General features: G+C 71.1%; 12 protein-coding genes. All 12 read right to left on the bottom strand.

From position 1 onward, the window contains the following. Window positions 1-55: 55 nt before the first annotated feature. The 12 genes from VMR06_RS00515 to VMR06_RS00460 all read right to left on the bottom strand — a co-directional run bounded on the left by VMR06_RS00515 (window position 56) and on the right by VMR06_RS00460 (window position 11,403). Window positions 56-1,675: a sulfite reductase flavoprotein subunit alpha gene (locus VMR06_RS00515; protein WP_325371877.1), complete on the bottom strand. Its 1,620-nt coding sequence runs from the start codon at window positions 1,673-1,675 to the stop codon at window positions 56-58. Between the two features lie 23 nt (window positions 1,676-1,698). Next, the gene (locus VMR06_RS00510) at window positions 1,699-2,739 is read right to left on the bottom strand and encodes an FAD:protein FMN transferase (protein ID WP_325371875.1); all 1,041 of its coding nucleotides are present in this window, start codon (window positions 2,737-2,739) and stop codon (window positions 1,699-1,701) included. 85 nt (window positions 2,740-2,824) lie between these two features. Continuing rightward, entirely contained in the window at window positions 2,825-3,634 is an 810-nt protein-coding gene (locus VMR06_RS00505) for a DUF4198 domain-containing protein (RefSeq protein ID WP_325371873.1), read from the bottom strand. 64 nt (window positions 3,635-3,698) lie between these two features. After that, window positions 3,699-4,214, bottom strand: a complete 516-nt coding sequence (locus VMR06_RS00500) for a DUF2271 domain-containing protein (RefSeq protein WP_325371871.1) — start codon at window positions 4,212-4,214, stop codon at window positions 3,699-3,701. Window positions 4,215-4,228: 14 nt separating this feature from the next. Next, entirely contained in the window at window positions 4,229-4,870 is a 642-nt protein-coding gene (locus VMR06_RS00495) for a PepSY-associated TM helix domain-containing protein (protein ID WP_325371869.1), read from the bottom strand. A gap of 136 nt (window positions 4,871-5,006) precedes the next feature. Then, window positions 5,007-5,408, bottom strand: coding sequence for a hypothetical protein (locus tag VMR06_RS00490; protein ID WP_325371867.1), 402 nt, complete (start codon window positions 5,406-5,408; stop codon window positions 5,007-5,009). Window positions 5,409-5,454: 46 nt separating this feature from the next. Further along, complete coding sequence (locus tag VMR06_RS00485) at window positions 5,455-6,066, bottom strand: GNAT family N-acetyltransferase (protein ID WP_325371865.1); 612 nt, start codon at window positions 6,064-6,066, stop codon at window positions 5,455-5,457. Beyond that, complete coding sequence (locus VMR06_RS00480; RefSeq protein WP_325371863.1) at window positions 6,063-7,304, bottom strand: cysteine desulfurase; 1,242 nt, start codon at window positions 7,302-7,304, stop codon at window positions 6,063-6,065. Before VMR06_RS00480 ends, VMR06_RS00485 begins: the two co-directional genes overlap by 4 nt. Next, window positions 7,301-8,593 carry a Fe-S cluster assembly protein SufD gene (gene sufD, locus VMR06_RS00475; protein WP_325371861.1) on the bottom strand — a complete coding sequence of 431 codons (1,293 nt, stop codon included), beginning with the start codon at window positions 8,591-8,593 and terminating at the stop codon, window positions 7,301-7,303. Before sufD ends, VMR06_RS00480 begins: the two co-directional genes overlap by 4 nt. Next, a complete protein-coding gene (gene sufC / locus VMR06_RS00470; protein ID WP_325371859.1) occupies window positions 8,593-9,354 on the bottom strand; it encodes a Fe-S cluster assembly ATPase SufC in 762 nt (253 codons plus the stop codon). Before sufC ends, sufD begins: the two co-directional genes overlap by 1 nt. 97 nt (window positions 9,355-9,451) lie before the next feature. After that, window positions 9,452-10,930: a Fe-S cluster assembly protein SufB gene (gene sufB / locus VMR06_RS00465; protein WP_325371857.1), complete on the bottom strand. Its 1,479-nt coding sequence runs from the start codon at window positions 10,928-10,930 to the stop codon at window positions 9,452-9,454. Window positions 10,931-10,953: 23 nt separating this feature from the next. Further along, complete coding sequence (locus VMR06_RS00460) at window positions 10,954-11,403, bottom strand: SUF system Fe-S cluster assembly regulator (protein ID WP_325371856.1); 450 nt, start codon at window positions 11,401-11,403, stop codon at window positions 10,954-10,956. Window positions 11,404-11,444 lie beyond the last annotated feature (41 nt).

Below are 11,444 nucleotides of genomic sequence, written 5' to 3'. Positions count from 1 at the left end.
GCGCGGTGTTGCGCGCGGCCGTTCCGCAGGAGTTTCGGACCGGCGGCGGCAGCCGTCAGTAGACGTCGCGGCGATAACGGCCTTCGACCGCGAGGCGGTCGAAGCGCTCGCGGCCGAGCGTATCGAGCAGCGCCGCTTCGACGCCCGGCGCCATGCCGTCGAGGCTGCCGCAGACATAGACGCTGGCGCCCTGCTCGATCCAGTCCCGCACCGCCCCGGCGGCCTCGCGCAGGCGCTGCTGCACGTAGATGCGCTCGGGCTGGTCGCGCGAAAACGCCAGGTCGAGCCGCTCGATGCGGCCGGCGGCGCGCCAGGCCTCGATCTCGTCGCGGTAGTACCAGTCGTGCGCGGCGTGGCGCTCGCCGAACACCAGCCAGTTGCGGAAGCGCCCGGCCGCGATGCGCTCCTTCAGCAAGGCGCGCAGGCCGGCCAGACCGGTGCCGTTGCCGATCAGGATCAGCGGACGCGCATCGGGCGGCGCGTGGAAGTTGGAATTGCTGCGCGTGCGCAGCGCGATCGTCGCGCCGATCGGCGCGTGCTCGGTCAGCCAGCCGGTGCCGATGCCGAGCGTGCCGTCGGGCCGGCGCATCTGCCGGATCAGCAGATGGACCGCACCATCGGCCGGCAGCGAGGCGATCGAATACTCGCGATGCGGCAGCGGCTGCAGGCCATCGACCAGCGCTTGCGGCGCGGCGCCGACCGCCTCGTCGGAGGCCGGCAGGCGCGAGGCGGCCAGCACGGCCGCCAGCGTCGCGACGCCATCGCCGGTGCGGACCGGCGTCTGCGCGTCGAGTCCGCGCTCGGCGAGCACGCGTGCGACCTCGGCCGCGGCATTGCGCGGTCCGATCTCGGCGATGTCGCCGGCCTGCCAGGACGCGCCCGGCTCGGTCGGCACCAGCGCGAGATGGAAGCACGGGTCGCCGGCGCTGCCGGGATTCATCAGGATGCGCTCGGCCAGCCGCCAGCGGCCGTACTGCGGCGGGCTCCAGTCCGGCAGATCGGCATGGCCGGTCAGCAGCGCCAGATGATGCTGCCAGTGGCGCAAGGCGCCCTCGTCGCCGTTGTCGACCTCGACCGCGTCGAACAGCGGCGTGGCGCCGCAGCGGCGCAGCCAGGCCTCGAGCTGGCGGCCGAAGCCGCAGTAGTTGACGTATTCGCTGTCGCCGAGTGCGAGCAGGCCGTAGCGCAGATGCTGCAATGCCGGCTGGTGGTCCATGACCGTGCTGACGAACGCGATCGCACCATCGGGCGGATCGCCCTCGCCGGTCGTGCTGACGACGAACAGGATGCGCTCGGCGCCGGCCAGCTGCGCGGCGTCGAGCTCGGACAGCGGCAGCAGCCGCGCGGCGCTGCCGGCCGCGGCCAGCGACTGCAGCGTCTGCGCGGCCAGTTGTTCGGCGAACCCGGTCTGGCTCGCATATGCGACCAGGAGCGGGGCCGCGGTGGAGGAAGCGGAAGAAGACGGCACGCAGGCTCCGGCGGCGGCCCGGCGGCGACGGCGGCGTTCGCGCAGCAGCACGGCCATGGTGAGCGCGAGCCAGGTCAGGACGATCGCCGCTGCCGCGACCAGGCGTCGGGGTGGCGGGTCGCGCCAGAAGACGGCATCGCCCTGCAGGGCGAGCAGCCATCCCGCCAGCGCGGCGAGCGCCGCCAGGATGGCGGCGGTGACGAGCATGGTCGCAGAAGGACGCCGCCCCGTCACGGCGCATCCCCGGGGCGCGCGGCGCTGCCGAGCAATGCCGCGAATGCCGGCGACACGCGCTCCTCGAAGCCTTCGTCGGTCCGCACGATCAGCAGCACGGCGAGCCGGTGCTCGACCGCGTAGGCCATGCCGGCTTCGGGACCGAGCACCATCATCGTCGTGCCGAGCGGGTCGGCGTCGATCGCCTCGCGGGCGGCGACCGTCACCGACGCCAGCCGATGCGCGACCGGCCGGCCGCTGCGCGGATCGATGTGATGCGAGTAGACCGTGCCGTGATCCTCGAAGGCGTGGCGATAGTCGCCGGAGGTCGCCAGCGCTCGGTCTTCGAGCGACAGCACGCGCTCGACCTCGTCCAGGCGCTGCACGGCACCGGGAGCCGCGCCGGGTCGCTCGATCGCGACCTGCCACGGCGCACCGTCCGGACGCCGGCCGCGGCCGCGCAACTCGCCGCCGACCTCGACCAGATAGCTCGACACCCCGGCCGCGTCGAGCCGGCGCGCGACCTGATCGACGCCGAAGCCCTTGGCGATCGACGACAGATCCAGCTGCACGCCGCCCGGCTGCCAGGCGCGTCGTCCGGCCGGATCGAGGCGGATGCGCTGCCAGCCGACCCGTGCGCGCGCCGCGGCGATCGCCGCGTCGGACGGCGGTTCGCGCTCGCGCCGCACCGGCCCGAAGCCCCACAGGTCGACCAGCGGTCCGACGGTCGGGTCATAGGCGCCGCCGGTCTCGCGGGCGAGCCGCAGTGCATGCTCGAGCACCGCGTAGAACCCGGCCGGCAGCGTCTGCCAGGTCTGGGCCGGCGCACGATTGAACCGGGTAAGGTCCGAGTCGACCTGCCAGGTGCTCATCTGCGCGACGACGGTGTCGAGCTCGCGCTGCAGATCCAGCGCGAGCCGATCGGCATCGACCGCGGGCGGCCGCCGGTACTTGACCGACCAGGTCGTACCCATGGTCTTGCCGTGCAGGGTCTCCAGGCGCGGCGCGTCGGCGCACCCGCCGAGCACGAGCGCGATCAGCAACAGGACGGTCTTCATCGAATCGGGCGGAAGGCGGCAGCGCACGGCGGACGCATCGCCGTGGCGACGCGTCCGCCGTGCATGCGGCGTGGAGGACGACGGCTTACTGCGGCAGCACTTCGAACGTGGCCACGTATGAGGCGCGGCGCTCGCTGGCCTGCGGCAGGCTGGCATGCGTGTCCGACAGCGAGGCTTCCAGCCAGTACATGCCGGCCTGCGGCCAGGTCACCGAGAAGCGGCCCTGCGCATCGGTCTTGACCTTGATCTCGTCCTGGCGATCGCGATAGCGGCTGCCGCCCGGCACGATCTCGACCTCCAGATCGGCGGCCGGCTTGCCGTCGATCTGCAGCGCGAACGTCGCCGCCTCGCCGGCGAACAGATCGTTCGGATGCGTCACCGGCACCAGCTCCAGGCCCTTGCCGGTGGGCTTGAGCGCCGTGTCGTTCGGCTTGCCGAGCGTGACGAAGGTTTCGATGCGGCCGGACGACTGCGTGACCTTGAGCTCCTTGGCGTTGGTCGGGACCTCCTTCGAGTAGGCCTCGGCCGAGCCGCGCCAGCGCTTGCGCTCGCCCTTGTCGTCGATCCAGTTCGCGAACAGGCCGCTGTTGACCGTGGCGATGCGATAGGTGCCGTCCTTGCTCAGATCGACGTCGAAGCTCGTGCGGTATTTGCCGGTGTGGCTGTTCTGCGCCTCGACCGCGGCGCCGTCCGGCCCGGTGATGACCAGGCCCTCGACGCGCAGCGGCACGTGGTTGAAATAGAACAGGTCGTTGGACACCGCGGCGTCGACGGTGATCCAGCCGGCCTTGGACAGCACCGTCTGCGACGGCAGGATCCAGGCCTTGTGGGCCTGCACCGACAACGGCAGGACGGCGGCAAGGCCGAGGGCGGCCCACTTCAGTGCGGATTTCATGATCATTCTCCGGTGAGGCGCAGGGCCGGCGCAGGCCGGACCGCTGGCGCGGTCGTTGAGGGCGTCAGGGGACCAGATCGAGCGCGAGAGCGCCCAGTTCGTGCTTGCCCTGGGCGGACAGATGCTGGCTCGACTGCGGCGGCCATTCGAACGGAATCGTCAGCAGTTCGCGGCCGCCGACTTCGCGCGCGGCCTCGACGACCAGGCGATACGAGCCGGCCGGCAGATCGCCGAGCGGCGCCTTGCCGCTGCTGAAGCTGATCTTGTGCTGGCCGACCGGCCGCGTCGCGCCGGTCACGCCGTCGATCGGGAAGCTCTGCTCGCGGCCGCTGCGGCGCCACCACTGGCGCAGGTCGGCCAGCCACTTGGTGCCGGCCCCCTCGTTGGTGTCCTTCTGCTGGTACCACGCTGCGAGATTGGCGGCGACGCTGTTGTCGGGCCGCTCGATCCAGATCGCCACGTACGGGCGGTGGTATTCGGAGACGTCCAGGCTCGGAATCTCCACGGTCAGATCGATCTGGGCGGCCGTGGCGGGCAGCGACAGCAGGCCGCACAGGCACAACGCAAGCAGGGCACGCATCGGGAACTCCCTCGTCAATGGATGAAAACGATCATGATCACCAGCATCGCCACCAGGCCGAAGCCGACGATCGGCCAGGTGCCGGGCCGCTGCCGCGCATGCAGCTGCAGCAGGAACAGGCCGGTCAGGCAGAAGATCACGCAGGCCACCGCGAACAGGTCGATGAACCAGCTCCAGGCCGGTCCGGTGTTGCGTCCCTTGTGCAGGTCGTTGAACCACGACACCCATCCGCGATCGGTCTTCTCGTACTCGACCGCACCCGCGGCGCGATCGATGCTGAGCCAGGCGTCGCCGCCGGGCCGCGGCAGCGACAGATAGATCTCGCCGTCGGACCACTCGGCCACGCGGTCGCCGACGCGCAGATCGAGCCGCTCGGCCAGCCAGTCCCGCACCGCGGCCGGCAGCGGCGCCTTGTCCTCGCCCGGCTGTCCGGCGAGCGCGGCGACCAGCGCATCCGGCAGCTGCTCGTGGCGCTGGGTCACCTCGGGCTTGGCCTCGATCTTCGCGGCATGGTTGAGCGTGATGCCGGTGACGCTGAACAGCAGCATCGCGAACAGGCACAAGGCCGAGCTGATCCAGTGCCACTGATGCAGATGCTTGAGCCAGAACGCTCGGCGCTTGGGATCGGGGCGCTTGTCCGCCCGCACATCAGTCATTGCCCCACCATCGACCGGAACCGGCGGCACCGACAATGGTCCGCAGCAGGCCGGCAATTCCACCATGAATGAGAATAAATCTCAATTCCAATCTGCGTAAAGACACGCAATCGGGCCGCGCCGCCGCACGGTGCGCTCAGGCGCGCAGGCGATGGGCGCGACCTTCGCCGGCCTGCGCGACGCGCTCGATCGGACCGGCCGCTTCCAGGCGGCCGAGCACGCGCTGGATCGTGACCGGACGGATCGCGTAGTCGAGCCGCCGATCGATGTCGCGCCTGCTGAGCGGTATGGGCCCGCGCGCGGCCAGCAGCGCGAGCACCTGCTGCCGCGGCGGCGTCACGGCCAGTCCCGCCGCCTGCAGCCGCGCACGCAGCGACACCGGCGTTGCCGGCAGCGGCCGCGGTGCGCGCGGGCGGCGGCGGATCGCGGTCACGCGCTGCGCATGGCGGCCGCTGCGCACGGCCGGCTCATCGCCGCCCTCCCCCGTGCCCGCGACCGCCGGTGCCGGCACCGGCAGCGCTGCGCCGGCGAGTGTCACGATCCGCATCAGCACGCGCGCGCGGCGCGCGAGCGCAGGTGCCGGCTCAAGCCGCGTCCTCGCGCTGGAGCGGCTTCTCGAGCACCTCGAAGCGCAGGTCGGGCCGGCGCGGAATGCCGAAACGCGCGTCGCCGTACGGGAACGGCTCGAACACGCCGCTGCGCCGGTAGCCGCGCCGCTCGTACCAGGCGATCAGTTCGGTTCGCAGATCGATGACCGTCATGCGCATGCGCTCGCAGCCCCAGTCCTCGCGCGCCAGGCGCTCCGCGTGCGCGATCACGCGCCGCCCGAGGCCGCCGCCCTGCGCGCTCGGGCGCACCGCGAACATGCCGAAGTAGCAGGACGTCGGCTCGGCATCGGCCGGCCCTGTCGCGCCGCCCCGTCCGCGGCGCGGATCGGGCGCCTGGGCGCGGCGCAGCTCGCAGCAGGCGACCAGTTCGCCGTCCGACTCGGCGAGCAGGACGCTCGCGTCGGCCGACTCGATCAGCGCGGTCACGCCCTGCGCGTCGATGCGCTGGCCGTCGAGCAGATCGGCCTCGGTGGTCCAGCCGGCGCGGCTGGCCTCGCCGCGATAGGCCGACTCGACCAGGGCGACAATCGCCGCCACGTCGCCGGCGCTGGCCCAGCGGAACGCGAGCGCGCGATCGGCCGCGCTCATCCGAGCAGTCTGCGCACGCGCGCGATCGCCTCGACGAAGCGGTCGATCTCCTCGTGCGTGTTGTAGAACGCCAGCGACGCGCGCAGCGTCGCCGGCACGCCGAAGAACTGCATCAGCGGATGCGCGCAATGATGGCCCGAGCGCACCGCGACGCCTTCGTGGTCGAGCAGGGTCGCCAGATCGTGCGCGTGCACGCCGTCGATCAGGAACGAGATCACCGCGGCCTTCTCCGGCGCGGTGCCGAAAATGCGCAGGCCCGGAATCGCCTGCAGCGCCTCGGTCGCATGGGCCAGCAGATCGCGCTCGATCGCGCCGATACGCGACAGACCCACGCGCTGCACGTAGCCGATCGCCGCAGCCAGGCCGACGAAGCCGGCGATGTTCGGCGTACCGGCCTCGAAGCGGTGCGGCGGATCGGCGAACGTGGTGCCCTCGAAGCGCACCTCGCGGATCATCTCGCCGCCGCCGAAGAACGGCGGCATCGCCTGCAGCAGCTCGCGGCGCGCCCACAGCGCGCCGGTGCCGGTCGGGCCGAACAGCTTGTGGCCGGTCCATGCGTAGAAGTCGCAGCCGAGCGCGCGCACGTCGATCGGCAGATGCGGCGCGGCCTGCGAGCCGTCGACCAGCAGCGCGATGCCGCGCCGGCGCGCCTCGCGCGCGATCTGCGCGATCGGGTTGATCGTGCCGAGCACGTTCGAGACGTGGGTGACCGCGGCGAGCTTCACCTCCGGCGTCAGCAGCGCGACGAAGGCATCGACGTCGAGCGTGCCGTCGGCATGGATCGGCGCGGCCTTGACGGTCGCGCCGGCGCGTGCGGCGACCAGCTGCCACGGCACGATGTTGGCATGGTGCTCCATGCGCGTGGTCAGAATCGCGTCGCCGGGCCCGAGCTGCGGCAGCAGGTGGCTGTAGGCGACCAGATTGATCGCCTGCGTCGTGCCGCTGGTCAGCACGATCTCCTCGCGCGAGCCGGCGTTGACGAAACCGGCCAGCGCATCGCGGGCGCCCTCGTACAGCGAGGTGGCCTCCTCGCCGAGCGTATGCACGGCGCGCGAGACGTTGGCGTTGCTGTGCCGGTAGAAGCGGTCGACCGCCTCGATCACGACGTGCGGCTTCTGCGCGGTATTGGCGTTGTCGAAGTAGACCAGCGGCTTGCCGTGCACCTCGCGCGCGAGCAGCGGGAAGTCCGCACGCAGATCGCGGCCGCTTTCCGGCCGGGTGATCGACGGTTCATTCACGCCAGTGCTCCATCCGGGCCGCCGAGCCGCGCGAGCAGACGCTCGCGCAGCGCTACGGGCTCCACGTCGGCGAACACGGCCGCGCAGAACGCCTGCGTCAGCAGCGTGCGCGCATCCTCGGCCGGGATGCCGCGCGAACGCAGATAGAACAACGCGCGCTCGTCGAGCTGGCCGACCGTCGCGCCGTGCGCGGCCTTGACCTCGTCGGCGTGGATCTCGAGTACCGGCTGGGTGTCGATCTCGGCGTTCGGCGACAGCAGCAGGTTCTTGTTGGACAGCTGCGCGTCACTGCCGTCGGCACCCGGCGCGATCGTGATCGCACCGTGGAAGACGCCGCGCGAGCGCTCGTCGGCGACGCCGCGCCAGACCAGATCGCAGGCGGTGTCGCGGGCCAGATGACGCACGTCCAGATGCGTATCGGCGTGCTGGCGGCCGCGCAGCGCGAACACGCCGCGCGAGACCAGACGCGCGCCATCGCCGGCGAGGTCGACCGCCAGATCGTGGCGCACGAACTGCGCGCCGGTCTCCAGCGTGTGCAGGCGCAGCTGCGCCGCCTCGGCCAGCGTGGCCTCGCTGCGGCGGATCAGACTCGAGCCCGGCGCCGCGTCCTGCAGCGTCGCCCAGGCCAGCGTCGCGCCGGCGCCGACGACGCAGCGCACCAGCAGATTGCCTAGGTGCGCATGCGCGGCGTCGGCGACATGGTGTTCGACCAGCGTCAGCGCAGCACCGGCTTCGAGCTCGATCAGCATGCGTGCATGCCAGGCCAGGTCGGCTTCGGCCGGAGCGCCGATCCAGACGATCTGCAGCGGTGCCGATACCTGCACGCCGGCCGCGACGTGCAGTACCGCGCCGTCGGCGGCGGCCGCAGTGTTGAGCCGCGCGAACGCCTCGGCGACGCCGCCGTCGCGCTGCGCGAATGCGGCACGCACCGCTTCCGGATCGTGCACCAGGGTGTCGGCCAGCGAGCGCAGCGTCAGGCCCGCGAGGTCCGGCAGACGCGACAGGTCGGCACGGAAGCGGCCATTGACGAAGACCATGCGCGGCGCCTGCGCGTCGATGCCGTCGAGCGCCTGCGCGCCGACCGGCCGCGTCGCGGCGCCGGCGTCGTCGCGCAGCAGCCGCCGCTGCGCGAGTGCGCGCAGGCTGGTGTATTTCCAGGCCTCCACGCGCGTGTCGGGCAGGCCGTCGCGACGCAGCGCGGCCAGGGCCGCCGCGCGCGCCTGGCCGAGCCACGGCACCGCCGCGGCCGGCGGATCGGCCGTCAGCGCATCGAGCAGCGGCGCTTCCATCAGCCGGCTCCCGCCAGCTTGCGCTCGGCGACCCAGGCGTAGCCGTGCTCCTCGAGCTTCAGCGCGAGCGACTTGTCGCCGCTCTCGACGATGCGCCCGTCGGCCAGCACGTGCACCACATCCGGCACGATGTAGTCCAGCAGGCGCTGATAGTGCGTGATCAGCAGGAACGCGCGGCCCGGATCGCGCATCGCGTTGACGCCGTGCGCGACCATCTTCAGCGCGTCGATGTCCAGGCCCGAGTCGGTCTCGTCGAGGATCGCCAGCTTGGGCTCGAGCAGGGCCATCTGGAAGATCTCGTTGCGCTTCTTCTCGCCGCCCGAGAAACCCTCGTTGACGGCGCGGTGCAGCAGCTCGTCCTTGAGGTGCAGCACGGCGAGCTTCTCGCGTACGCGCTTGAGGAACTGCATCGAGTCCAGCTCCGCCTCGCCGCGCTGCTTGCGCTGGGCATTGAGCGCCGCGCGCAGGAAATAGGTGTTGTTGACGCCGGGGATCTCGACCGGGTACTGGAACGCCAGGAACACGCCGGCCGCGGCCCGCGCCTCGGGCTCGAGCGCGAGCAGGTCGATGCCCTCGAACGTCACGCTGCCGCCGGTGACCTCATAGCCCTCGCGGCCGGCCAGCACGTGGCCGAGCGTGGACTTGCCAGCGCCGTTGGGCCCCATGATCGCGTGCACCTCGCCCGCGCGGATCTCCAGATCCAGTCCCTTGATGATGTCCTTGCCCGCGACGCGGACCTGCAGATTGTCGATCTTCAGCATGGTTTTCCGTCGGCCCGGTCGCGCCGGGCCTGCCTGTAATGGGAGCGGTCGCGCCGCGCGCAGCGCGCCGGACCGGGATCGCGGTCGGATCGGGGCCTCAGCCGACCGCGCCTTCCAGCGAGACTTCGAGCAGCTTCTTGGCCTCGACCGCGAATTCCATCGGCAGCTCCTTGAAGACCTGCTTGCAGAAGCCGTCGACGATCATCGAGACCGCGTCCTCCTCGCTGATGCCGCGGCTACGGCAGTAGAACATCTGGTCGTCGGATATCTTCGAGGTGGTCGCCTCGTGCTCGACGATCGCGCCCGGGTTCTTGACCTCGATGTACGGGAACGTGTGCGCGCCGCAGCGCTTGCCGATCAGCAGCGAGTCGCACTGGGTGTGGTTGCGCGCACCCTCTGCACCGCGCTCGACCTTGACCAGGCCGCGGTAGCTGTTCTGGCCGCGGCCGGCGCTGATGCCCTTGGACACGATCTTGGACTTGGTGTTGCGGCCGATGTGGATCATCTTGGTGCCGGTGTCGGCCTGCTGGCGATGATGCGTCAGCGCGACCGAGTGGAACTCGCCGACCGAGTCGTCGCCGCGCAGCACGCAGCTGGGATACTTCCAGGTGATCGCCGAGCCGGTCTCGACCTGGGTCCAGCTGATCTTGCTGCGCGCGCCGCGGCAGTCGCCGCGCTTGGTCACGAAATTGTAGATGCCGCCGACGCCGTTCTCGTCGCCCGGATACCAGTTCTGCACGGTCGAGTACTTGATGCTGGCGTCGTCGAGCGCGACCAGCTCGACCACGGCCGCATGCAGCTGGTTCTCGTCGCGCATCGGTGCCGTGCAGCCTTCCAGGTACGAGACCGAGGCGCCCTCCTCGGCGATCAGCAGCGTGCGCTCGAACTGGCCGGTATCGCGCGCATTGATGCGGAAGTACGTGCTGAGCTCCATCGGGCAGCGCACGCCCTTGGGCACGAACACGAAGCTGCCGTCGGAGAACACCGCCGAGTTGAGCGCCGCGAAGTAGTTGTCGCCGACCGGCACGACCGAACCGAGATAGCGCCGCACCAGGTCCGGGTACTCGCGGACCGCCTCGGACATCGAGCAGAAGATCACGCCGGCGGCGGCCAGCTCCTTGCGGAACGTCGTGCCGACCGAGACCGAATCGAACACGGCATCGACCGCGACGCCGGCCAGGCGCGCGCGCTCGTGCAGCGGCACGCCGAGCTTGTCGTAGGTCTCCAGCAGTTTCGGGTCGACCTCGTCGAGCGACTTGGGGCGGTTCTTCGGCGCGGCGAAGTAGCTGATCGCCTGGAAGTCGATCGGCTCGATCGCCAGCTTGGCCCAGCTCGGCGGCGTCATCGACAGCCAGTGCCGGTAGGCCTCCAGCCGCCACTCGGTCATCCAGGCCGGTTCGCCCTTCTTCGCCGAGATCAGGCGGACCACGTCCTCGGACAGGCCCGGCGGCAGGGTCTCGGTCTCGATGTCGGTAACGAAGCCGGCGCCGTAGCGGCGGCCCATCGCCTCGACGATCGCCTCGTTGGCGGCGGGCTCGCGGAGGCGGGATTCGATGTCGCTGCGTTCGGTGGCCATGACGGAGGGGCTGCCTTGCAGATTCAGGTGACGGACACGCGCACCGGGATCGGTGCGCGCAGCGTGGGCGGAACGGGCTTGACCATGTCGGCCAGGGTCACGCTGTCGAGCGCATGCTCGATCGCCTGGCTGATGCGCCGCCAGTTGACGCGGACGCCGCAGTGGGCCTCGTGTCCGCACTGACCGCTGTGCACGCTGCACTCGGTCATGCCGATCGGTCCCTCGATCGCAGTGACGATCTCGGCGACCGTGATCGCCTGCGGTGCACGGGCCAGCCGGTAGCCGCCGTTGACGCCGCGGAACGACTCGACCAGCCCGGCATGGCCGAGCTGCTTGAGCAGCTTGCTGACGGTCGGCGGCTCCAGATGCGCGCGTTCGGCCAGGCCCTGCGCGCTCAGAACGCCGCCATCGGCCGAAGCCAGGACGGTCATCACCACGGTGGCGTAGTCGGTGAGCTTGCTGACGCGCAGCATCGCGATCGAACGGATTGAAAACGGACCGAAATGGTACTGTT

Origin of the sequence: Dokdonella sp., from assembly GCF_035511235.1 — a bacterium.
In the GTDB taxonomy this organism is placed as follows: Bacteria; Pseudomonadota; Gammaproteobacteria; order Xanthomonadales; family Rhodanobacteraceae; genus Dokdonella.
This window is presented reverse-complemented; position numbering and strand designations above follow the sequence as displayed.